This window comes from Bacillus sp. FSL P2-0099, assembly GCF_038007445.1.
GTDB classification, from domain to species: Bacteria; Bacillota; Bacilli; order Bacillales; family Bacillaceae_G; genus Bacillus_A; species Bacillus_A mycoides.
This window is the reverse complement of record NZ_JBBOXE010000001.1, coordinates 1,963,432-1,987,167: the sequence shown is the minus strand read 5'-3', so window position 1 is coordinate 1,987,167 and position 23,736 is coordinate 1,963,432. Positions and strand designations below refer to the sequence as shown.

Sequence of the window (23,736 nt, the reverse complement as noted above, 5' to 3'; positions counted from 1 at the left end):
TACAATGTAAGAAAATTCAATCAAGGGGGATATTTGATGGAGCTTCAACTTTTTTCACCTTATACAATTAAGAACGTTACGCTAAAAAACCGTATCGTTATGTCGCCTATGTGTATGTATTCATCAGAGAATGAGGATGGCCGAGTAACCAATTTTCATCTCATTCATTATGGAACCAGGGCTGCTGGCCAAGTAGGCTTAGTTATGATTGAAGCAACAGCTGTGTTACCTGAAGGACGTATTTCTAACAAAGACTTAGGCATTTGGGATGATAATCTAATTGAAGGCTTACATAAGACGACAGCATTTATACATGATAACGGCGCAAAAGCTGCCATTCAACTCGCTCATGCCGGAAGAAAGGCTGAATTAGAAACGGACGCTTTAGCTCCTTCAGCAATTCCGTTTAACGATGGAATGAAAATACCCGTGGAAATGAGTAAGCAACAAATTAAAGACACCGTATTAGCTTTTCAAAAAGCTGCGTTACGTTCAAAACAAGCGGGATTTGACGTTATTGAATTACATGGTGCTCACGGTTATCTTATTAATGAATTTCTTTCTCCGCTTGCAAATAAGCGGACTGATGAATACGGAGGTTCACCTGAAAATCGCTATCGTTTCTTACGCGAAATCATTGACTCTGTAAATGAAGTTTGGAACGGACCGTTATTTGTTCGTATTTCAGCAAATGATTATCATCCTAACGGGTTAACAGTTCAAGATTATGTGCAGTATACAGGATGGATGAAAGAACAAGGAGTAGATTTAATCGATTGTAGCTCTGGTGCAGTTGTCCCAGCTCATATTGATGTATATCCAGGTTATCAAGTGCAATATGCCAAACACATTAAAGAGAATGCTAACATTGCAACAGGTGCAGTTGGATTAATTACGACTGGATTACAAGCGGAGCAAATTTTAAATAATAACGAAGCAGATTTAATTTTGATTGGACGCGAGTTACTTCGTAATCCTTACTTCCCAAGAATAGCTGCCAATGAACTTGGCTTTGAATTAAAAGAACCATATCAATACGGGCGAGCACCCGGGAAAATTAAAACTAATAAATAAAACCGAGAAGAATATGTAATACTGAATCTAAAATAATTAAAGATATATAAGATATATAAGATATATAAGATATACTACACGACAACACATGTTGTTTAACAATGTAGTTTTAAGGTGTATCAACACTTTGCTTGATACACCTATTTTTTATGTTTTTTATCACTCATTTATCACTACATTCATTAAGTCAACAAATATGTTATATCCTTTCTTTTAAAACTGCCCTCTTTACTTTAAGTACAATACTTCACAATTTTTTTCACCTAAATAAATTCAATCTCTTAAAAGTGTTATCCATGTAAAAAGATGCCACCTTATTAAAGAAAAGCGCTTTATAGTGGAATAATAAAATAGAGAAATAGAAACAACTTAGGTTATTTCCCTTCAAGTAACGCAACCGTTGTAGCTTAAAAATAAAGTTTGATTAAATTAGACCTTAAAAAATTGAAATTAATACATAATAAAACAACACTTGAAATTATTCATACTTGCTTTAATTGCAATATACATTTGGACACAATTTAGACACAAAATATCCAATTCCTTGTACGCTAAGGGATCGGATATTTATTTTACTGTTTTATATAGTGTACAATTTCTCGCTTACGAGGTCTGTGTAGCAACCGAACCAAATCTTACGTTAAGTATTAGTGGACATCAAAAATAGTAATGACTAATCCAGATTAACATCCATCCGATTCACAATTAAATATACCAATATGTTAAATGGCTAAATAATACAAACGGTATGAAGAGAATTTCTACTCTTTTCATACCGTTTTAAATTTATTTATAAGTTTCATACTAAATTCGTGGAAAGATGGCAGCATCTCTTTTATAAACAAGGCTCAAAAGTTACCATACCTGACAACGGAAATATTAATGTAACTCTAGTTCCTTTATTCACTTCAGATTCAATGCCAATTTTCATTCCTAATTTTGAGCACAGTTTTTCGCATAGGTACAAACCCATTCCTGTACTTTTGCTAAATCTCCTTCCATTCTCTCCAGTAAATCCTTTTTCAAAAACTCTATTTATATCTTTAGTTATTATCCCTACTCCATTATCCTCTATAGTTAGTATTACTGAGTTAGCTTTCTTAATTGAGTATATACGTATCATTTGTTCCTTGTTATTTGAGTACTTTATGGAATTTCCTAATATTTGATTAACAATAAATTCAACCCATTTTTTATCACTATATACGATTTCATTAATATTTTTCATATCTAATTTTATTCTCTTATGAATAAAATCTCTATAATTTCTTTTAATTACAGTTCTTACTACATCATCAAGGTTGATTGGTTTTATAATATAGTCCTTACCGACATTATTGCTTCGAGAATAATACAGCACCTGTTCTACAAACCCTTCGATTCGATCCAATTGTGAGTCTATTTTATTAGTTACTTCATTTTGATTATTTTCAATTATTAGCTTTGTAGAAGCTATCGGCGTCTTAATTTCATGTACCCATGTTTCTATATATTCCCTATAATCCGATTGCATATCGCTATAATATTTTACATTTTCATGCATATCTCTACTTACTTCTTTCAGTATAGCGTTAAGCTTTTCCCCATGTATAAAGTTTGATTCCTTTACTACCTCTGGAAGTAGGTATTTTTTCTCCAAGTTTTCTAATATGCCATTAATCTCATTATAATAATTTTTACATTTTATAAATTCTATAGCCATATATATAATCAATGGAAAAAACCAAATACAAAAGACAAAGAATATTATAATGAACTGAACATTCACAGTCAGCAATATACCTGCTAGTATAATAAATACCAGTACATTAGATAGTATTACTACCATTTTATCTTTAATAAATTCACCTATATTCATGGCATTATATACCCTAAGCTTCTTCTTGTTGCAATTGGATTTTCTATACCTATCTCTTCAAGCTTTTTTCTTAATCTATTTATATTAACAGTTAAGGTGCTATCATCCACAAAATAATCAGATTTCCATAAGGTTTCTATGAGTGAATCTCTTTTTACAATATATCCGCGATTATTTATTAAGCATGAGAGTATTTTAACTTCATTTTTAGTTAACTCTACAGACTTGTCTTGATAAGTAACTGTTGCATTTGAGAGATTTAAATTAAAATCTCTATAAATTAAGATATGATTCGTCTTTAAATCTCCAGATGTCCTTCTTAAAATGTTTGTTACTCTTGCTAATAGTATTTCTGTATTATAAGGCTTTGTTATAAAATCATCTGCTCCTAAATTCATACTTATTAGTTCATCTACATCACTATCTCTGCTTGTAACCATGATGATTGGAACATCTGAAGTTTTACGTATTTCTCTGCATATATAATAGCCATCGAACACAGGAAGGTTTATGTCTAGTAATATAAGGTCTACATTCTCACTTTCTATATGTTTGATAATATGATTAAAATCTGTGGGAGCCTTTACTTCATATCCATACTTTATAAAAAAATGTTGTAATTCTTCTCTGATGATTTCATCATCTTCAATCAGAATGATTTTTTTCATGACTTTTCCCTCCCTATACAGAATATAAGGCTATTACATCTTGAGAAACAAAGTGTAATAGCCCTAATAAGCATTATAAAATCAAGTATTACTTTTTACAATATTTTTATAACCGACATATGTCGTGTAGAAATATACTACATAAACTACAAGAAATACTAAGCCCGTCATCAATGCTGGTAAAATAATGTCTGTTTGTTGAAATCTGTTAATATAATAATTGACTACATAAATTCCAACTATAGAATGAATTATGGCAAGAAAAACTGGAAGACTAAAGTATACGAAAGTTTGAATGAAAATCGTTTTGTCGATCATTGTTCCGTTTGAACCAATTCTCTTCAAAGATTTATATCGATCTATGCTATCACTGGCTTCTGATAATTGTTGAAGAGCTAATACAGCCATACTCGTTATTAAAAATACAATACCTATATATATCCCAATAAACAGTACGATAGTTTTCAATCCCTTACTTCCTGCACAAACTTCATCCTTTGATTTGCCTGCTATACGATTAATATTTAATTTCGGGCCATTTTCGTCATAAAAGCCCCGTGCAACGTTATCATATTTTTTATTATATCCTTCTCTATTTCCATCTAAATAATTTACATTAAGTACGGATTCAGTAATTTTGTAGCCTGATAAAAACTCATCATTTATAACGATTGTGAAGTAATTAGTTCGCACATCATAAGTGTAAAGGTTCTCTTGTATAACTTTAGCGTTTTTTACCAAATATTCTTTTTCTTTAATATTCACCTTATTGCTATTTTTTAATCTTTCATTTGTCGAATTAGCCAACCGGCTTTCATTTGATAAAAGTAAAATTTCATTGTTATTTAAAGTGATTTCCTTTTCACCTTTAAGATTTAAAATTTTATTATAATCAGATACTTTAATGAAATCTATATCGTTATTATAATCTTTACCTTCTGGTACAAAGTCCACCACTTCCATCCCTGTTCGATATACATTATAAGATACATATTTTTCGTTATTACTTATTTTAAAATTAGCTTTATTTAATACTTCTTCTATAGTGTAACTTTCATCCTTATTCTCCAACGTAATACTGGCATCAAATGGTGTTATTTCTTTCGTTGTGGCGTCCATCATTCTGTTAAAGCTGATTCCTGTAGATAAAGCCACCATTGTAAGGAATAACATTAAACAGATTACAGACATGGATATAAAATTTGTATTAACCTTACTATTTATTTGTTTGATGATAAATATATTTAAACCTTTAAAATAGACTTTTTTATTTTTCTTTACAACATATAATATAAATCCAGATAAACTAAAGAAAAACAGCAATGTACCTAATATGCCAAGAATGATTGATACCACGAGCATAGGATTAGTAAAATTCAATCCGATTTTTAGTACAGTCACATATGCATATCCAAGTGATGCTACACACATAATAAATGTGATTACATAGATAAGAGGATTTCTAAATTTTACATCTTCGCTTTTTCTACCTGCTGTTAACAAATCAATTATTTTGTATCTAGAAACAACATATACATTAAATAACATAACAAGTAAAAACATGATTCCAAAGTATAATACGCTTTTACCTATAGCACCTGTTGAAATTGCAAATTTATATTTATTGATGGGCAAGTCAAATAGCTTTAATGCAAATGTAGATAACCCCTGCGATACTCCAATACCTATTATAAGTCCACTCACTAAAGATATAACGCCAACTAGAAATGTCTCTGTTACTAATATTCTGGATATGTTTCTTCTTCCCATACCTAAAGTCATGTATATTCCTAATTCTTTTTTACGTTTTTTAATTAAGAAATTATTTGCATACAATATTAAACCACCTAATATTACGGATACAAATACTGACACATTTGAGATAGCGTTCATTACTGTAGGCACATACTTTCTATCTGAAGCGTTAATTTCCATAAGTGCCTTTTGTGATTTTATTGAGTTAAAGCTATAAAATATACAAACAGCCAGTGTTAGTGTTAAGAAATATATTGCATAATCTTTAAAACTTTTCTTTACATTCCCAATAGCAATCTTAGAGTACATTATTATCGTCACCTCCAAGAAGGGTTATAACTTCGATAATTTTAGTAAAGAATTCTTTTCTGGAATCATTCCCTCTTACCAACTCGATAAATATTTTTCCATCTTTAATAAAAAGAATTCTACGAGCATAGCTTGCTGTAAATGCATCATGAGTAACCATAAGTATTGTAGCTTTTAAATCCTTATTTAGACTTTCAAATCTTTCGAGTAATAATCTAGCTGATTTAGAATCTAACGATCCTGTTGGTTCATCTGCAAGTACTAAAGATGGATCTGTTACGATAGCTCTTGCCGAACCAACCCTTTGTTTTTGTCCGCCTGACATTTGATAAGGGTATTTGCTTAATACTTGTTCAATGTCTAAATATTTTGCAACTGCTTGTATTTTCCCATCAATTTTTGAACTTTTCTCACCTTTTATTGTTAACGCTAGGGCAATATTTTCATAAGCAGTAAGGGTATCTAATAAATTAAAGTCCTGAAATATAAACCCTAATTCATTTTTTCTAAACTTATCTAGTGACTTTGATTTTAACCGAGTAATGTCACTATTATTTATCATTATTTTTCCCGTAGTAACATTATCAATAGTTGATATACAGTTAAGTAATGTAGTTTTACCACTTCCTGAAGGCCCCATTATCCCAACAAATTCTCCCTCATCTACCTTAAAACTAATATTATCTATAGCCTTTGTTACATTATCTTTATTACCATAATATTTTTCAATTTTTTCTACATTTAATATATTTCGCATTAATACTTCTCCTTTTTCATTATAAAAATTCTTTAACTCTCATTCATTTATGTAATTCATTTTATATAATTTCATTTATAGTATCGATGGAATTACATTTCATTAACATTACATTTTTGTTATATTGAGTAATACCTCTACATGTAAGTTATCAGAAATCGCGATGGTATAAGTAAGGATTATTCGATGCCTTACCAAAGAGGCAGATAAATGTAGGGGTATCGGTTCTGGTGCAAAAACGATAAGACTTATCTAATTATAGGTAATAAAAAACTCTAAATTTTCTATGTTACATAGAAAATCTAGAGTTTTCATTCCAAATATTGATTAAACATACTTTATCTACGTTTTACAACCATATTAGAGAAAGAACTTTACTAATAATAAAATATCATTAATTTTCTCCCAAAAAAACATTTTAGATCAAAGGACCAATTATCCATTTCTAATCTAACCTAATCTTAAAGTTCAAATTTTATTTAGAAACCCCCATCTTTTTTTGCTTTTTAAGCATAATCCCAATCCTAAACCAATTACCGCAACCACAATTGATTATAAGAAAGTGTCATTGTTCCCAGCAATAAAGGCATCTATTGAAATTGTTTTTTTCAGCTTTTGAATCGCATCAGCTGACATTCCGATCATCTCAGATTTATGTTCTTTTAACATTTCTGTACCATGAAACTGTGTACGATTCGATATCAACGTGACAATAAGACTTGAAGTTATTGCTCCAACTGTTTGCCCTAACGTACTGTTCATCGCAGTACCATATGATACTTCTTCTTGCTTTAATGCATTGAGTGCATTTGTTTGAAGAGACATTTGAACCATCCCCACGCCAATTAAACGAATAGCATACGTTAAACAAATAACCCACGAAGCGGTTTCTAGTCATAGATTCCCTAAAATTACAGATGCCACAATCATTAAAGGAAAACCGATTAGGATAAGTGGACGAATTCCAAAACAATCAAATAACTTACCGTTAATTGGTGCTAATAATCCCATAATCATCGCACCTGGAAGCATAATTAATCCTGATTTTAATGCTGTCATGCCTTGAATGTTCTGCAAAAATAACGGTACAGAAATCATCACCGAATACATTGCAAAGATAGTTGTAATTAGCACGAAAATAGATAATGTATATTTAGGGTTTAGGAAGATCTTAAAGTTTAAAATTGGTTTTTCTAAGAAGCTTTGACGAATGACAAAAGCTGCAATTCCTAAAACCCCTGCAATTAAACTAACAATAACTACTGTGGAATCCAAGCCTTCTTTACCCGTAGCACTAAAATACCCGAACCAGAACAAAAGCATGAATTACTAAACTATCTAGAATGGGCAGAAAAAACGAAGGGATTTTACGGGGAAAAAGGTTTTAATTTGGAAGTAATGAAAATAAAAAAAACCATAAAAATGGTTTAGAGTGTGATTACGAAAAACGAAGGATTACCTCCTTCGAACTAGGTAAAAAAGCAATAGACGCCCTTCTTGCGGAGGGCAAAGAAGTTACCTTGCACAATGTATCTAAAAAGACAAAAGAACTCGATGAACAAGGCCAAGGGATTCATTTTAATACTATAAGAAATCATGAAAAAATCTATGCGTATTATAAAGAAAAGAGTAAGAGTTATAAGAAAAAACAAAAAGAGATCGAAAAGCACCTTCCCTATCGACAAAATGAAAAACATGCTTTTCACGAGTTTGAACAATTAAAGTCTGACAGGAATTTAAAGAATGTTTACAGACAGTATATGCGTCTAACGAAGTCCGAATTAGCAACGCGTTTAATAGAAACTGAGCAGTATATCACGAAAGGAAATCAGGCGTATTTGAAAAGGTTATTTGAGACGTATGAGGGATAAAAGTGGAATAAAATTGTCGTGATAAAAGGAGTGGATTCCCCACTCCTCTTTCATTTTAGTATAAGTGTTAAACAACGTGTATTTACTGTTAATCCAAGCCTAAAACTCTATTTCCTTTGTCTTTCAGTAAAAGTCATTCTTCTCGGTTTTATTTATTCTATCGTTGTAATTTCATTTGAATTATAAATATGAATACCCGATTCTTCACGTAGCGCTGTTATATACATTCCTTTCGCCACATCTTTAGCTGAAATTGGTTTATACTTTTTAAAAGCCCCTTTAAATATAAACGGAAGAATACGAGATAATTTCTCAGCCATTCTTTCCCCAAAACGATATTCTTGTCGATTTCCAACTAATAATGACGGCCTGAAAATATGTATGCCACCAATAACTAGCTTTTTCAGCTCCTCTTCCATTTTCCCCTTCACTTGCGAGTAAAAGAAAAATGATTTAGGTTTTGCTCCCATTGATGAAATAACAAGAAAATTTTGCACGCCTTGTTTTTCAGCTAAGCAGGCAGCTCGTAATGTATATTCATAATCTACTTTTTTAAAATTCGACTTCGACTTCGCTTTTTTTATCGTTGTTCCTAAGCAACTAAAAACATCATCTACTGCAAAAAATTCTTTGTATTCCTCTAATACTGAAAAATCCACCTGTTTCTGTTGCAATTTCTCATGCTGTAATTGTAATGGTTCCCTTACAAAAATAGTAACCGAATCGTAGTAATCTGAGTCAAGTAATAGTCGCGTTATTTCTTGTCCAACTAACCCACTTGCGCCAAGTACTAACGCTGTTCGCTTATTCATATATGTGTATACCTCTTTATTTACTATTCTCTCCTATAGCTAATCGTCGCTAACAGGAGTTTCCGTTCTCCCATTTTACCATAAGTAAAGCACTATGCGTATGCATAGTGCTTTACTTACTCTTTTTTCTCTTCTTTTTCTTCCGCTGGCAATTTTGTAATTGTTGTAGCATCCCCTAAATTACTTATTAGTCTTCTTAAAAAAATTAAAACAAAAGATAATGGCAAAACAACCGCAAGTATTAATAAGATAGCTTCCATGAAGTAACCCAAGCGCTCATCCCCTTTTTTCTGCTCCCTCCCAATATATGAAAGTAACATTGTCACATATGCACCAATCATAAAAATTAATACCTTTCTTTTTGACAGATTTATTACAAAATCAAATCGTAATGATTATTATTTATTGCAACTTTCATAAAGATGTATTATACTAGGTTCGCAAACTAAAACGTAATTATTCCGTTTTGTATTAAAACGATATTTTCTTCTTATATTTGGAGAAAATATAATTGTAAAAAAGAAAAGAGGAGAATTATATGCCTAAAAAATTAGCTCTATTTTCATTTATACTTATTTTCACACTCATCTTTGCTGGATGTTCTAACAACAAAGAAGGTGCAGCGAAAAAAGATGGGAAACTTTCTGTTTATACAACCATTTTCCCACTCGCTGACTTTGCAAAAAAAATCGGTGGTGATTATGTAAATGTAGAAACAATTTACCCACCTGGTGCGGATTCTCATACATTTGAACCAAGTCAAAAGCAGACTGTACAAGTGGCGAAAGCCGATTTATTTGTTTATAACGGCGCAGAATTAGAACCATTTGCCGAAAAAATGGAAAAATCATTAAAAAAAGAAAACGTAAAAATTGTAAATGCATCTAAAGATATCGAACTTCGTGCTTCATCTGAAGAAGAGCAGCACGATCATGGAGACGGTCATAAAGAAGATGAACATCATCACGATAAAGACCCACACGTTTGGATAGATCCTACTCTTGCGATGAAACAAGCAGAAAAAATTAAAAATGCACTTGTAGAATTACAGCCTGAACATAAAAAAGAGTTCGAAAAAAACTTTGCAGCACTACAAACAAAATTCACTGATTTAGATGATCAATTTAAAGCAGTTGTTGCAAATGCAAAAACGAAAGAAATATTAGTTTCACACGCAGCTTACGGCTACTGGGAACAACGATACGGTTTGAAACAAATTCCAATCGCTGGAATTTCAGCATCTGATGAACCATCTCAAAAACAGCTTGCTGACATTACAAAAACAGTAAAAGAGCACGGTCTACAATATATTTTATTTGAAACATTCTCTACTCCAAAAGTAGCATCAGTTATTCAAAAAGAAACAGGTACAAAAATTTTACGCTTAAATCACCTTGCTACTATTTCTGAGGATGATGCAAAGAACAATAAAGATTACTTCACATTAATGGAAGAAAACGTAAATACTTTAAAAGAAGCAACAAACTAATCAACTATATTTTCTAGGCAGCTGAATATGTCATTCAGCTGCCTTTTTATGTATTTATCCTTGACTTGACCAAAATAACAAGTAAAATTATCCATATTAGCTTTTAAGCTATATTAATCTAGAAGGTGAGTTGGAATTATGACTCTTCACATTAGTGAAGTAACAGCAAAAAATTGGCGTTCAGTAGCTGCTTTAAACGTCGCAAAAGACCAGCAGCAATTTATTGAAAGCAATGCGTTTTCTTTAGCAGAATCATTATTTGAAGGAAACGGAACGTCAGTAGGTTTATATGATGGAGAAACACTTGTAGGGTATGCAATGTATGGATGGTATTGGGAAAAACGTAAAAGTGTCTGGTTAGATCGCTTTATGATTGATCAACAATATCAAGGAAAAGGATACGCAAAACGTTTCCTTCGCATACTCATTCAATTCTTACAAGAAAAATTTGAATGTAAAATAATTTATTTAAGTTTACATCCTGACAACAAACTCGCAATGGGGCTATATGAATCATTTGGCTTCCGTTTAAATGGGGATATTGATGACGAAGGTCCAGTTGTAGGTGTTGTAATGGAATTACTTATAGATGAAAATACAAGTCTGTGAAAACAGGCTTTTTATTATGCATTTATCAATGTTATGTTTTCTATTTTTAGTTTCGTTCCCTTATTACTTCATTTTTGTAATCTAGTATTATCTCATTAAAATGCTCATAAAAAATAAGCCTGCGATTTACGCAGACTTATTTCACACATTCTTCAAAATGTTCTTGGAACCATTCTTTATTAATATCTCTTCCGATGAAAACTACTTCACTTACTCGCTCTTCGCCCTCTTGCCACTCTCTATCGTACGAAGCAGCAAATAACGTATGCACACCTTGGAAAACAATACGTTTATCTACCCCATCAATAGATAAAATTCCTTTGTAGCGATATAAATGCTCCCCTAGTTCCTGAACGACAGCTGACATCCATTCATTCAATTTTTGTAAATCTAACGGACGTTCTTCACGTAGTACAAACGATTTTACACCTTCTAGATGGTTATGTTCTGTATGAGGGTAAATTTGCAGCGTATCTTTCGTTTTAAACGTTTGAATTTGTAATAACGATGGAATATCTACCTCACAGTTAGTCGCCTCGATTAACTTTGCAGTCGGGTTAATTCCTTGAAGTTCATGCAAGAGATTTTCTTTCTCATTTTCTTCAATTAAATCTAATTTATTAACTAACACAACATCAGCAAAGGCAATTTGTTCTTTTGCTTCTAGTCCCTTTTCAAAATGTTTATGTATATGATAGCTATCTACAACTGTTACAACACCGTTAATTTGATATGCAGATTGAATAACTGGATCTAAAAAGAAAGTTTGAATAATCGGACCTGGATTTGCAAGACCTGTTGTTTCAATTACTAATCCATCAAAGTCCATTTTCCCTTCTGCTTTCACATCCAGTAATTGTTTTAAAGCAACAAGTAAATCTTCACGCACAGTACAGCATAAACAACCGTTTGTCATTTCCATAATTTCTTCTTCAACGTTCATAATTAATTGATTATCGATACCAATTTGCCCTATTTCATTTACAATCACTGCTAATTTCTTGCCGTGATCCTCTGATAAAATTCGATTTAATAATGTCGTTTTCCCTGATCCAAGAAAACCAGTTAGTATTGTTACTGGAATCATTCCTTACATCTCCTTATAGCTATATGTTTCTACATTATAGCATATAGAGAAAAACGTTTTTGTAGCAAAACATATTTATTGTATGTACAACCGGGTAACTATATAATAATATGTAGCAAGAAAGCCTTTTCAAAAATATTATCATTCATCAAGGGGGTACTTATAATGGAACGAGTTCAAATGGCCGAAACACTAGAATTTTCTCGTATTATTCAAGGGTTCTGGCGTTTAGCAGAATGGAATATGACAAAGCAAGAGTTACTTTCTTTTATTGAAGACTGTATGGATTTGGGGATTACTACTTTCGATCACGCTGATATTTATGGCGGATATACATGTGAAGGATTGTTTGGAGAAGCGTTACAACTAAAGCCTTCCTTACGCGAAAATATGCAAATCATCACTAAATGTGGAATCGCTCCCCCATCCCCTAAATTTCCAGAGCGATATGTTGCTCACTACAATACGAGTGCTGAACATATAATAAAAAGCGCGGAGGATTCATTACAAAACTTACATACAGATTATATTGATGTATTGCTCATTCATCGTCCTGATCCATTCACGGACCCAAATGAAGTGGCAGAAGCGTTCTCACGCTTAAAGCAAGAAGGAAAGGTTCGTCACTTCGGTGTATCTAACTTTTTACCTTCACAATTTAATATGTTAAGTTCGTATTTAGATTTCCCGCTCATTACAAATCAAATTGAAGTATCTGCGATGCAGCTTGAGCATTTTGAAAAAGGTACGATTGATTTATGCCAAGAAAAACGAATTAATCCAATGATTTGGTCACCTCTTGCTGGTGGTGAAATCTTTACTGGTCAATCAGAACGTGCCATACGTGTACGTGAAACTTTACAAAAAGTTGCTACTGAACTAGGTGTTACTAGCATCGATACTGTTATGTATGCATGGTTACTCGCTCATCCAGCTAACATGATGCCAATCGTTGGCTCTGGTAAATTAGATCGTGTGAAAACAGCCGCTCTTGCTACAAAAGTTAACTTAGACCGCCAACAATGGTTTACAATTTTCGAAAGCTCTAATGGACATCCTGTACCATAATAAACAAAAAGAAGAGCTGTTTCTTTACAGCTCTTCTTTTTCATATGTATTTCTCGTCATTGCAAATACACACATATCCCTTAATCCATTTCCATCCACCGCAACACTCGCGCTTTCTAAAGTACCCTCTAATTTAAAGCCTAATTTCTCTGGTATCGCTCTACTCTTCTTATTTAGAGAATCACAACGAATTTCTACGCGGTTTGCTTTCAATTCAGTGAAAGCATAATCTGTTATACCTTTTGCAGCCTCTACCATATAGCCCTTTCCACTAAACCTTGAATCAATCCAATACCCGATTTCAAATTGAGGTATATCCCAATTAATACGATGTAATCCGGCAGATGCAATAAATTCACCTGTTTCGTTCGAAAAAACTAGTAATCTCAAATCCTCACGCTGCAAAAATTGAATATGCGATTTTCTAATACTCTCTTCTATTTCTTCCTCTGTTTGCTCTTTTTGTGCAAAGACCATCCAAGGTTTTAATTCTTGTATTGAAGCTTGAATTGCGTCATATACAACTTTACCATCACCTGGTTTTGGCATTCGAATAAAAAGCCTGTCAGTATAAAATTCAGAAGGAAAATCGAATAATAACGGATTCACTGTAAACACTCCCTATAATTCTTTTATATATAATAATATCCATCTCAAGTTATACAGTAAAGAAATTTCTGAATTTTAAACTTTTTGATCATTCACTTCCATCGCTACACGAACTCCAGATTCAATCGCACCTTGAATCCATCCGTGATACAGCGTTGTATGATCACCAGCAAAATATATTCTCCCCTCAGGTTTTACAATGACTGGCTGTAATTCTGATTCTTGGCCAGCTTGAAATAGTGCAAACCCTCCAAGCGCATATGGATCTAATGTCCAACTCTTTGATATTCCAGACATGAACTCATCATATACTTGACCACCTAATATTGTTGCTAAATTTTGTAGTGTGTAATAGATACGATCCCCCTTTGATAACCCATCCCATAACAACGCATCATAAGACCATGTATAGCTTCCTAACATCATAGCAGGCCCTTTCTCTCCGATTCCATGGCTTGGATAATACGCATAACGTATAGGAAGATCTGTTATAATTCTCCCACCTAATTGCCCTTGTTCCTCCCAAAAACGACTTTTAAATTGAATTCCTATTTTTGTAGCTGGCATATAATGCAATTCGCGAATTGTTTTCCACTTCGCATGAGATATCGAATCAAATGGATCTACTTCTACAAATCGCATTGTTGAAAAAGGAATTGTAACAATAACTAAATCCCCTGTAATACTACTATATTCAAAAGTTTCCTCGTTCCGGTAATAGGCTGTTACACTATTGGCTTGTTGATGAAGCTTCATTAATTTTTGATTATATATAATATTTCCTTCTAATTGTGGTAAAAAAGACTTTGGTAATCTATCATTCCCACCTATTATTTCGCAAAATCCGCTCTCCTCTTGCATAATATATAAAAAACGTAACGTCTCAACGAATGACCTTTCTAAAAAACCTTCTAAATCTAATAGAACACCTATCATCTCAATCGTTACTGGCGAAAAATACGTATTATATTGATAAGGATGATATTTTAAAAATTGACCTGTAGAATATTTCCCAAAATCCTTTACTACAATATCCCAATTTTTCTCTGGGTTCTTTTTTATAAAATTTATAATGGGCTGTACCGCTAACATTAATAGTTCCTCAGACGTTTTCCCAACTTCATTCATTTCCACAGGATATCTTAAAATACTTGGATCTTTTTCGTATTGTTTTAATGTCGTTTTCCGACCATTTACGTATATAATATCTGTCTCATTCCTATTAATAAAAGGGCTCACCTGTAGCCCAAACTTTCTTATATATGCCATCGTTAATGTATGCGAATACGGAATTCTCATCGCTCCAACATCTAAATATAATCCGGTATCTTCCATCCTAACTGTCTCTATGCGGCCACCTACACGGTTGTTCGCTTCAAAAACCTTCACTTCATGCCCTGCTGCTTTTAATAAAGATGCCGAAACTAATCCAGCCATACCAGCCCCTACTACAATGATTTGTTTCGGACGTGTCGTCTTCTTCAATCCCTTATTTATAACTTTTAACGTTTCATCCATCTCATTGTTAAACATTATATCTTTCTGCACAATCCCACCCCTTACTTCATGAAATACAAATTAGTGGTTTAGTGCATTTTATTCATAAATTCACTTAAACATAACACCACCACAATTTGAAAATTCACTAAAAATACATAAGGTGCAGCTCTCCCCCTTCCACATGCTTCATATGATAAACATACAGATAGTAACTGTATGGAAAGGGTGGATACACATGAAACGTACTTACGATTATCAGGCTACAAAAAAACATTTAGAATTAAAGAAACAACAGTTATGTAAAAAACTCACTAGCGTTAAACTAACTGAAGAAGAACGCAAGCAAATACATTTAGAAATTGATAACTACGAATATATATTAAACTTAGTCGAAATGAATCATTATGAACGAGGGTTTTCTCATTAAAAGCGGATAAAAAATTATTCACTTTTCCTTTTGAGCATTTCATTACGCATTTTTCGTAAGTAAATATATAATAGGATGTACATTAAGATTGAGAGGTATATTCTATGATCAAATTAAGTGTATTAGACCAATCACCTATTTCAGATGGTAGCACAGCAGCCCAAGCTATTTCGCATACAGTTACGCTTGCACAAGAAGTTGAGAAACTCGGATTCACACGTTTTTGGGTATCCGAGCACCATAATTCAGTTAGCTTAGCTGGTTCAAGTCCAGAAATACTCATTTCACATATTGCCGCGAAAACTGACCGTATTAGAGTTGGTTCTGGTGGTGTTATGCTGCCACATTATAGTCCATATAAAGTTGCCGAGAATTTCCGCGTTTTAGAAGCACTTTATAAGGGCCGCATCGACCTTGGTGTCGGGAGAGCGCCTGGTGGTATGCCGATAGCAACTCGCGCACTTCAAGAAGGTAAAATGGTCTCACTTGATCAATATCCAGAACAAATTGCAGATGTTGCTATGTACTTACATGATCAAGTACCAGAAAACCATCATTATGCAAACTTAAAGGCTACTCCAGTTATCCCAACATCTCCTGAAATGTGGATGCTCGGTTCTAGCGGAGAAAGTGCAATGATTGCGGCAAAGCAAGGCGCTTCTTTTGCATTTGCACAGTTCATTAACGGATACGGTGGCCCTGAAGTAATGAAGGCTTACCAAGAACAATTCCAACCTTCCTATTTAGGTGATAAACCAAAATCAATCGTATCTATTTTTGTTATTTGCGGAGAAACAAATGAAGAAGCGGAGAAGATTGCATCAAGCCTTGATTTATCGATTTTACTATTAGAACAAGGAAAACGGACTACTGGTACTCCTTCTATTGAAACTGCTCAAAATTATTCGTATAGTGCTTATGATCTATTCCGCATAAAAGAAAATCGTCAACGTATGATTGTCGGTGATCCGTCTTCTGTGAAAGAAAAAATATTAAACTTAAGCAAAGCGTATAATACTGACGAATTTATGATTGTCACGATTACTCATCAATTTGAACATAAATTAAACTCTTATCGCCTATTGGCAGATGCTTTTAATTTATAATAACGAAAAGGAGATGCATCACATATGATGCATCTCCTTTTCTTACTACCAATCAATTGTTTTTGCTTCCTATATATTCAATAGCTTCTTTTAATAACTCATCAAAATTATGAGGATAATCATGATTTAAGTTAGGCACAACTTTATACTTATGTTCTATATTTTTATCCTTTAATAACGTTACAAATTGCTGTGTACCTTCAAAACAATCTTCATCTTGATCCCCACATATTATATATCCTTTTATGCTTTTATCATGCAATATTCCAATCATCTCTTCCCATTCTTCCATTTCCGGAAGCCACGGTGCCACAAAAATAAAACCGTTCACTTCTATTTCACCTTGTAACATGGAATGTAACGCTACTCTTGCCCCAGCAGAAAAGCCACCAATAATAATATTCCCAAATGTTTTATTCACTTTAATCTTATTGTAATGTCCTTTTAACTCATCTCTTCCTCTTTCGATATTATCCCACACATATCCATCTGAAAATTGAATTTGGGAAGATTGAGGCAATGCTAGCATAAAACCTTGTTCCATTACAGAGTTCCAATATGGTTCTATTATTTGTATATTTTCTTGATCCCCATGCAGTGTTATTAGTAGATTTTCAGTTTGTTTGCTGTATTTATATTTCACGTCTGCTTGTTCCGATTTCTTTGCTAATTCTTCTCTTTCTTTACATAATTGAACCATTCTATGAAACTCTTCAAATTTATGTAGTGGTTTTAAATCATCATCGGAAATTAAATACTCACTTCCGTATCAAAATCCATTTTCTATAATTGCTTTCTTCATTAAATGCAACGCTTCTTCTTCAAGTCCTGCTGCACTTGCTAATGCATATTTAAAATTATATATTTGCGCTTCATTACCCATTACATCTTTAGCATTATTCATTATATAAGAATACGCTTCAAAACTTCCTTTATTTGCATAACAATGTAACGTTTCATTTAATAACTTAATATAAGTCATATTATTTTCCATATAGGAATTCCCCCGTAACCTTTTATAATAATTGCTTCTCCAGTCTTCCTATCATTCTAGGGTCACGGTATAAGTAGTTAAATTCTACAATTCAACTTAATAATACCTGATTCTCAGAATGATATTTAATAGTTAATGTATGTATACGCATAATACACCACTCCTTCCTATCCACTAGTTGTAGTATAAAGTTAAATAAACTGAAAAATCAATATTTTAATTAAAAAAAGACAACAATAATATTATTGTTGTTCTCATAACATCTGCCCACTATTCTTTTTTTTCTTATCTGGTTTACTTGAAACTAAATAATGCTTTTCTGAAATATATAAATTTCTTTTTAATATACGATTTAAATATGGTCCTAGCTTCACTCTGCATATGAGGCGATCTTCGCTATCTTCAACAATTGGGAACATTTCTTTTTCTGTTACATATTGATCTACGGCCTTTTGTACGATATCAATTTCTTTAACTAGGTTTAAATTTTCTTCTGTATGTTCAAATACTTCAAGCGTTTCCTTCGTTATCAGAAAAAAATTTGTTGGAAATGCAGGTAAATAGGGCTTTAACAAATCATAATTTACTGTGTAATCATCATTTACTAAAACTGTATAAACGATATTAGCATTCGTTTCTAGAAACTTCGCCATCGCTTGTTCTAATTCATCTTTCGTAATTTCCCTATCTTCTTTTCCAGTTCTGAAAAAGCGAAACATTGTATCGCCTCCTTTTTACTATATTATAGCATAAAAGAAAACTGAAAAATTACAAAAAACTCTATTGAAAGAATTTTTCAACAGAGTTTTTCTTTAATCCATTTATGTTTATTTTAAGAATGCACTTAACATCCATACGTGTTGTTCTAATGTCGTATGAATTGCTAATAGCATATCAGCCGATGTTTCATCATCAGCTTCATCAGCTACTTCCATACCTTCTTTTAATTCTTGAATAAGTGCAGAAAAATCGTTTACTAAAATTTGCACCATTTCTTCTGCAGACTCTTTGCTTGTCCCTTCGATTACAGTTGAAGTTGCTAAATACTCTTTCATTGTCGCTAACGGTTTTCCTTCTAACGCTAAAATACGCTCTGCTAACTCATCAATGTATGTTCCTGCTTCATTATAAAACTCTTCAAATTTCTCATGTAATGTAAAGAAGTGCGGTCCTGTCACATACCAATGATAATTATGCAGTTTGACATATAATACATTCCAGTTTGCTACCTGCTTGTTTAATACTTCAACAACATTCGTTTTCGTACTCATACAATCCACTCCTCTTATCATGTTACTATCTTTTAATGACCTAACTTCATTTTACCATACATTCCCTATTCTTTTGAATGAACAGCTTATATGTAACAAAGTTTTAACAACCTTAATATTTCCCTAATATCATATAATTCATGTACCCTTTCAACTACTTCATATGTCTAATTGTCCAAGCTCACACATATGCATAATAGTAAGTCAAGCTCATCATAGAAGAAAGAGGGATAACATGGACAATCAACAATGGCAAGTAGCAAAGAAAGTCGCTGCTACTTATATCGGAACGGTCGTTGGAGCTGGATTTGCTACTGGGCGCGAAATTGTTGAATTTTTTACAGTTAACGGATTTTACGGAACCATTGGCATATGTATAAGTGGATTTTTTTTTATTTGGCTCGGCACAAAGATGATGTTACTTTCATCACAAATAGGGGCATTCTCAGCTCAAGAATTCAACAAATATTTATTTGGGGATGTATTTGGAAATGTCGTAAACACATTACTATTACTCGTATTATTTGGTGTAACGAGCGTTATGTTATCAGGAGCCGGTGCAGTATTTGAAGAACAACTCCGCCTCCCGAGACAACTTGGTATTTTCATCACGGTCATCGCCTGTCTCATTATTGGGAGCCGGGGATTACAAGGTGTTTTTGAAGTAAATACGCTTGTCGTACCTATTATGATGATCTTTATTATCGGACTCGCTATTACAACCTTTTTCCATAGTACAACACCTATTAGTAATACTATTCCTGCAGAGAGCTGGAATATGAAGTGGATTACTAGCCCTATTACATATGTCGCTTTAAATCTTTCGCTCGCCCAAAGCGTTCTCGTCCCGTTAGCCAGTGAAGTAAAAGATCGAAAAGCCATTTTGTGGGGTGGAATTTTAGGTGGTGCAGGACTTTCTTTAATTTTATTATGCAGCCATTTAGCTATCTTATCAGTCGACCAATTTTATCAATACAATATCCCAATGGCTGAAGTCATAAGAAGATTTAATGCAACTTTTCACTTTTTCTTTGTTCTTATTATTTTCGGTGAAGTGTTCACAACTTTAGTTGGTAATGTGTTCGGGATGACAAAACAAATGCAATCCATTACCGGATGGAAAAGTAATAACATTATTTACTTCATATTACTAATTAGTTATTGCTTTAGTTTCATTGGATATAGTGAATTACTTCATATTCTATACCCTATTATCGGTTGGGTGAGCATCATTTTACTACCGATTATTGCCTTTAAACAACTTCAAAAAACATAAAAAAACATCCGTGTATACGGATGTTTTTCATCTTCATTCACATTCTTCACATACTTCCCAGTACGGCCCCATTTCTACTGCAAGATATGGCTTTAATTGCAAACGAATCATTCGACTTGGCATGCGTTCCAATACGAATTGAATGCCGTCTTCCTCTTCATCCAACTCAACTTTTGAAATAGCAATTCTTTGCATAGTAGTAATAGGGCTTCCATCTTTATATAAAGTGATTTTCACCTCATCATACTCATTAAAATACAATTCAACATTCATTTGCTTTTTTAACATTTCATCAACAATTTCATAATTATCATTTTGTTCCTGGATTATATATTTCCAGCCGCCTCTATCTAATTCTATCGGAGCAGCTTGGAATAATGTCATCAAATCCTCGTATAGCATAAGATAACCCCTCTCTTACTAAAAAACGATGAGTATTTTATATACCCTTTATCTCTATCACTATCCATGTTTATTGTACCATATATCACGAATCTTACTGCATTCATTTGCTTTATAAACACATACAAAACATATAGTATTTTCAGTTCACTCTCTATTCACTAGTACGTCCTCTTACTGATAACTTATCACTTTCCTTATTTCCTACACACTACTTATAACTCTTAAAAAACCACAAAAAAGAAGAGTAATTTATATCACTCTCCTCATAAGACTTTTCCTGTAGCTGCTAATGCTAACACTATAATTAAACTTGCAAATAATAGTGATACAATTAAACTAAAAATCGGTAATATTTTCTTTTCATTCTTCTTAAATAATAACCTTAAACTAAGAATGATATTTAATGGAACAAATATAAAATAAAAGTATTTAACGATTTGTAATGAGCTATTTGAAAGTGTTTTAAATACAAACACTTCAATTAAAAAAGCAACAAAGAATAAAATGCTTAACCAAAACGAGACATAGCTAAGCCAAGAATGTCTTTTCGTTCCCCAATACACTCCCATACTGATCTCCTTTAAACGTAGTCTATATTATATTAATTATACACCCGCTTAACAAATTCCTCTATTTTTCGACAAACATTAAATACATTGAACCTCTAATCCGTTTATCAGCTAAAAGACTGTCTCTAATAGCACTAATGCTATTTTGAGACAGCCTCCCCTTTTTATACTTTAAATCTTTCAATTAATACTTGTAACTCTTCAGCCATTTGAGATAGTGTACCAGCCGCGGAACCAATTTCTTCCATAGAAGCTAACTGCTCCTCAGCTGACGCTGCAACACTTTGTGTACTCGTCGCATTATTTTGTGCCGTCATAGCAATTTGACCAACCGAAATAGATACTTCATTTGCACCTTTTGACATCCCATTAGCTGTTTCAACCATCGTTTTAATTTGGTCAGCAATTTCATTTGTAGATTGTAAAATTTCAGTGAAATTTTGTTTTGTTTCATTTGCGATAACAAGTCCAGATTGCACTTCTTCATTTACATTATTCATAGATTTTACTGTCTTACTCATATCATCTTGTATTTCACAAATTAATTTACTAATTTCACTTGATGATACACTAGATTGTTCTGCTAATTTTCGTACTTCATCAGCAACAATTGCAAAGCCTCTTCCATGCTCACCAGCTCTTGCAGCCTCAATTGCTGCATTTAAAGCTAGAAGATTTGTCTGATCTGCAATATTTTGAATAACTTCTAAAATATCACCAATTTGCTTTGATTTGTTATTCAACAACTGAATAACAGCATCTGACTGTGAAACAGATTCCGCAATAGATTGCATTTGATTTACTGTTTTTCCAACTAGCTTTCCACCATCTTCTGCTTTTTCGCGAGTGTGAGCAGAAGCAGTATTAATAGATGATGAGCTATTTGCTACATGCTGAATCCCTTCTGTTACATCAAACAGTAACATAGCACCATTTTCTACGCTTGCTGTTTGCGTCGTTGCACCACTTGATATTTCATCCATTGCTGATGTAATTTGTTCAGTCGCTTCACTCGCTTGTCTCACACTTGCTGTTAACTCTTCAGATGCAGCTGCAACATGCCCTGCTGAAGTATTAATTCTTCCAATTAACGTTCTTAGTGAATCTGTCATTTCATTAAAACCTTTTGCAAGTTGACCGATTTCATCGTTTGAATTAATTTCAATTGTTTGCGTTAAATCTCCTTCACTTATTTCTTTAGAAGTGGCAACTAATCTCTTTAAAGGTTTTGTAATAGAAAGAGTTACGAAATAAATAAGTGCCCCTCCTACAACTAATGAAATAAGCATAACAATTAACATATTATAAAATACAGGCTGAGCAGCTTCAATTACTTCATTTGAGTACATCGTTCCACCGATTTTCCAACCTGTTTTTAAGTTTGTAGCAAATACCATTTTCTTTTCACTACCATCATACGTGTATGAAAAAGTGCCTTGATTATCTTCGTAAATTCTCTTTGCCCAAGAATCAGCTGCTTTATCTCCTGGTTTTTCTTGAGGATGCGCAATTATTTTTTGTTTTCCATCTAAAATGAAAGTATATCCTTTTTTACCAATATTGATTAACTTTGTTGTTTTCAATAAATTCTCTAAACTTAAATCTACCGCAACAACACCATTTTTATCTTCTGTTTGTTTTGCGATCGTTACGACAATATGTCCATTTCCTTTCGCCTTATACGGTTCAGTGACCACGATTCCACCTTGTTTACTCACTGCATCTTTATACCAAGAACGAGTTGTTGGATCATAATCTGCTGCCATTTGTATATTTGGTTCTTGCACAAACTTCTTATCATTGCCGGCAACATATACTTGTTCAATATCTTTATTTAAATTAATATATTGAGATAATACCTTTCTTAATTCATCTTGATTATCTCCTTGATACATATCACTATGAATCACTCGTGCAAAGTTATTTACTTCGTTAAATTTCGCCTCAATCATTTGATTGATTAAATTATCTAATATTTTTATATTATCGTGAGCACTACTCGTAATTTGTGATTCAAAATTCTTTTTAGCCGTTTGATAAGACATTCCTCCAATAATAGAGACAGCCGCAATTAAAATTATCAAAAATGAAATTAATAGCTTTTTTGCTACTTTTATATCTCGAAACCACCTTAACAGTTTACTCATTATAAACCTCCTACATTTAAATATTAAGTTTTAAAGATAAATAACCAATTATGAATATATCCCATTCCCTATCCT

24 protein-coding genes and 1 pseudogene are annotated in these 23,736 nt (G+C 32.8%); 8 read left to right on the top strand and 17 right to left on the bottom strand.

Going from position 1 to position 23,736, the window contains the following annotated elements; genetic code table 11:
* The first annotated feature begins 36 nt into the window (after positions 1-36).
* On the top strand, positions 37-1,074 hold the full coding sequence (gene namA / locus MKY90_RS10110; RefSeq protein WP_215598827.1) for an NADPH dehydrogenase NamA: 1,038 nt from the start codon (positions 37-39) through the stop codon (positions 1,072-1,074).
* A gap of 835 nt (positions 1,075-1,909) precedes the next feature.
* On the opposite strand, the gene MKY90_RS10105 is transcribed toward namA, so the two are convergent.
* The 6 genes from MKY90_RS10105 to MKY90_RS10080 form a co-directional block, all read right to left on the bottom strand.
* Entirely contained in the window at positions 1,910-2,932 is a 1,023-nt protein-coding gene (locus MKY90_RS10105) for a sensor histidine kinase (RefSeq protein WP_016126795.1), read from the bottom strand.
* Positions 2,929-3,600, bottom strand: a complete 672-nt coding sequence (locus tag MKY90_RS10100; RefSeq protein ID WP_000720526.1) for a response regulator transcription factor — start codon at positions 3,598-3,600, stop codon at positions 2,929-2,931. The genes MKY90_RS10105 and MKY90_RS10100 overlap by 4 nt, the downstream gene beginning before the upstream one ends.
* Positions 3,601-3,681: 81 nt before the next feature.
* Positions 3,682-5,664 carry an ABC transporter permease gene (locus MKY90_RS10095; protein ID WP_341091238.1) on the bottom strand — a complete coding sequence of 661 codons (1,983 nt, stop codon included), beginning with the start codon at positions 5,662-5,664 and terminating at the stop codon, positions 3,682-3,684.
* Complete coding sequence (locus MKY90_RS10090) at positions 5,654-6,421, bottom strand: ABC transporter ATP-binding protein (protein WP_001244390.1); 768 nt, start codon at positions 6,419-6,421, stop codon at positions 5,654-5,656. The genes MKY90_RS10095 and MKY90_RS10090 overlap by 11 nt, the downstream gene beginning before the upstream one ends.
* A 552-nt stretch (positions 6,422-6,973) precedes the next feature.
* Positions 6,974-7,246: a hypothetical protein gene (locus MKY90_RS10085; RefSeq protein WP_016126793.1), complete on the bottom strand. Its 273-nt coding sequence runs from the start codon at positions 7,244-7,246 to the stop codon at positions 6,974-6,976.
* 69 nt (positions 7,247-7,315) lie between these two features.
* Positions 7,316-7,696: an MFS transporter gene (locus MKY90_RS10080; protein WP_341091236.1), complete on the bottom strand. Its 381-nt coding sequence runs from the start codon at positions 7,694-7,696 to the stop codon at positions 7,316-7,318.
* 245 nt (positions 7,697-7,941) lie between these two features.
* On the opposite strand from MKY90_RS10080, the gene MKY90_RS10075 reads away from it, so the two are divergent.
* Positions 7,942-8,292 (top strand): hypothetical protein, encoded by a 351-nt coding sequence (locus MKY90_RS10075; RefSeq protein ID WP_003188779.1) that lies wholly within the window; start codon positions 7,942-7,944, stop codon positions 8,290-8,292.
* Between the two features lie 152 nt (positions 8,293-8,444).
* Here the strand turns inward: MKY90_RS10075 and MKY90_RS10070 are convergent, their stop codons facing one another.
* Both MKY90_RS10070 and MKY90_RS10065 read right to left on the bottom strand, forming a co-directional pair.
* A complete protein-coding gene (locus MKY90_RS10070) occupies positions 8,445-9,104 on the bottom strand; it encodes an oxidoreductase (RefSeq protein ID WP_003188777.1) in 660 nt (219 codons plus the stop codon).
* A gap of 116 nt (positions 9,105-9,220) precedes the next feature.
* Positions 9,221-9,445 carry a hypothetical protein gene (locus tag MKY90_RS10065; RefSeq protein ID WP_002012427.1) on the bottom strand — a complete coding sequence of 75 codons (225 nt, stop codon included), beginning with the start codon at positions 9,443-9,445 and terminating at the stop codon, positions 9,221-9,223.
* Between the two features lie 197 nt (positions 9,446-9,642).
* Here MKY90_RS10065 and MKY90_RS10060 point away from each other — a divergent pair, with 197 nt between their 5' ends.
* Both MKY90_RS10060 and MKY90_RS10055 read left to right on the top strand, forming a co-directional pair.
* Positions 9,643-10,593, top strand: coding sequence for a metal ABC transporter substrate-binding protein (locus MKY90_RS10060; RefSeq protein ID WP_002126988.1), 951 nt, complete (start codon positions 9,643-9,645; stop codon positions 10,591-10,593).
* A 138-nt stretch (positions 10,594-10,731) separates the two neighbouring features.
* A complete protein-coding gene (locus tag MKY90_RS10055) occupies positions 10,732-11,202 on the top strand; it encodes a GNAT family N-acetyltransferase (RefSeq protein WP_002031458.1) in 471 nt (156 codons plus the stop codon).
* Positions 11,203-11,338: 136 nt separating this feature from the next.
* On the opposite strand, the gene MKY90_RS10050 is transcribed toward MKY90_RS10055, so the two are convergent.
* The gene (locus tag MKY90_RS10050; RefSeq protein WP_002086082.1) at positions 11,339-12,289 is read right to left on the bottom strand and encodes a CobW family GTP-binding protein; all 951 of its coding nucleotides are present in this window, start codon (positions 12,287-12,289) and stop codon (positions 11,339-11,341) included.
* 165 nt (positions 12,290-12,454) lie between these two features.
* Between MKY90_RS10050 and MKY90_RS10045 the strand changes: the two genes are divergently transcribed.
* Positions 12,455-13,357: an aldo/keto reductase gene (locus tag MKY90_RS10045; RefSeq protein ID WP_002064972.1), complete on the top strand. Its 903-nt coding sequence runs from the start codon at positions 12,455-12,457 to the stop codon at positions 13,355-13,357.
* A gap of 24 nt (positions 13,358-13,381) precedes the next feature.
* On the opposite strand, the gene MKY90_RS10040 is transcribed toward MKY90_RS10045, so the two are convergent.
* Complete coding sequence (locus MKY90_RS10040; protein ID WP_002126982.1) at positions 13,382-13,966, bottom strand: GNAT family N-acetyltransferase; 585 nt, start codon at positions 13,964-13,966, stop codon at positions 13,382-13,384.
* A gap of 75 nt (positions 13,967-14,041) precedes the next feature.
* Positions 14,042-15,514: a flavin monoamine oxidase family protein gene (locus MKY90_RS10035; RefSeq protein WP_002141392.1), complete on the bottom strand. Its 1,473-nt coding sequence runs from the start codon at positions 15,512-15,514 to the stop codon at positions 14,042-14,044.
* A 187-nt stretch (positions 15,515-15,701) separates the two neighbouring features.
* On the opposite strand from MKY90_RS10035, the gene MKY90_RS10030 reads away from it, so the two are divergent.
* Together MKY90_RS10030 and MKY90_RS10025 are read left to right on the top strand one after the other, a co-directional pair.
* On the top strand, positions 15,702-15,893 hold the full coding sequence (locus tag MKY90_RS10030) for a DUF3896 family protein (protein ID WP_002012420.1): 192 nt from the start codon (positions 15,702-15,704) through the stop codon (positions 15,891-15,893).
* 104 nt (positions 15,894-15,997) lie between these two features.
* Complete coding sequence (locus MKY90_RS10025; protein WP_002012419.1) at positions 15,998-16,999, top strand: LLM class flavin-dependent oxidoreductase; 1,002 nt, start codon at positions 15,998-16,000, stop codon at positions 16,997-16,999.
* 52 nt (positions 17,000-17,051) lie between these two features.
* Here MKY90_RS10025 and MKY90_RS10020 read toward each other — a convergent pair.
* The 3 genes and pseudogenes from MKY90_RS10020 to MKY90_RS10010 all read right to left on the bottom strand — a co-directional run bounded on the left by MKY90_RS10020 (position 17,052) and on the right by MKY90_RS10010 (position 19,264).
* Positions 17,052-17,993 (bottom strand): annotated as a pseudogene (locus tag MKY90_RS10020) (alpha/beta hydrolase).
* A 254-nt stretch (positions 17,994-18,247) separates the two neighbouring features.
* The gene (locus MKY90_RS10015; protein ID WP_002012417.1) at positions 18,248-18,712 is read right to left on the bottom strand and encodes a DUF3939 domain-containing protein; all 465 of its coding nucleotides are present in this window, start codon (positions 18,710-18,712) and stop codon (positions 18,248-18,250) included.
* Between the two features lie 108 nt (positions 18,713-18,820).
* Entirely contained in the window at positions 18,821-19,264 is a 444-nt protein-coding gene (locus MKY90_RS10010; protein WP_002012416.1) for a Dps family protein, read from the bottom strand.
* A 235-nt stretch (positions 19,265-19,499) separates the two neighbouring features.
* Here MKY90_RS10010 and MKY90_RS10005 point away from each other — a divergent pair, with 235 nt between their 5' ends.
* Positions 19,500-20,540 (top strand): YkvI family membrane protein, encoded by a 1,041-nt coding sequence (locus MKY90_RS10005; protein ID WP_002064968.1) that lies wholly within the window; start codon positions 19,500-19,502, stop codon positions 20,538-20,540.
* Between the two features lie 33 nt (positions 20,541-20,573).
* On the opposite strand, the gene MKY90_RS10000 is transcribed toward MKY90_RS10005, so the two are convergent.
* From MKY90_RS10000 to MKY90_RS09990, 3 genes are all read right to left on the bottom strand, one after another.
* Positions 20,574-20,942, bottom strand: a complete 369-nt coding sequence (locus tag MKY90_RS10000) for a DUF3979 family protein (protein WP_002141388.1) — start codon at positions 20,940-20,942, stop codon at positions 20,574-20,576.
* Between the two features lie 266 nt (positions 20,943-21,208).
* Positions 21,209-21,514: a hypothetical protein gene (locus MKY90_RS09995; protein WP_002012413.1), complete on the bottom strand. Its 306-nt coding sequence runs from the start codon at positions 21,512-21,514 to the stop codon at positions 21,209-21,211.
* Positions 21,515-21,678: 164 nt separating this feature from the next.
* On the bottom strand, positions 21,679-23,661 hold the full coding sequence (locus tag MKY90_RS09990; protein ID WP_002086101.1) for a methyl-accepting chemotaxis protein: 1,983 nt from the start codon (positions 23,659-23,661) through the stop codon (positions 21,679-21,681).
* Between the last annotated feature and the right edge of the window lie 75 nt (positions 23,662-23,736).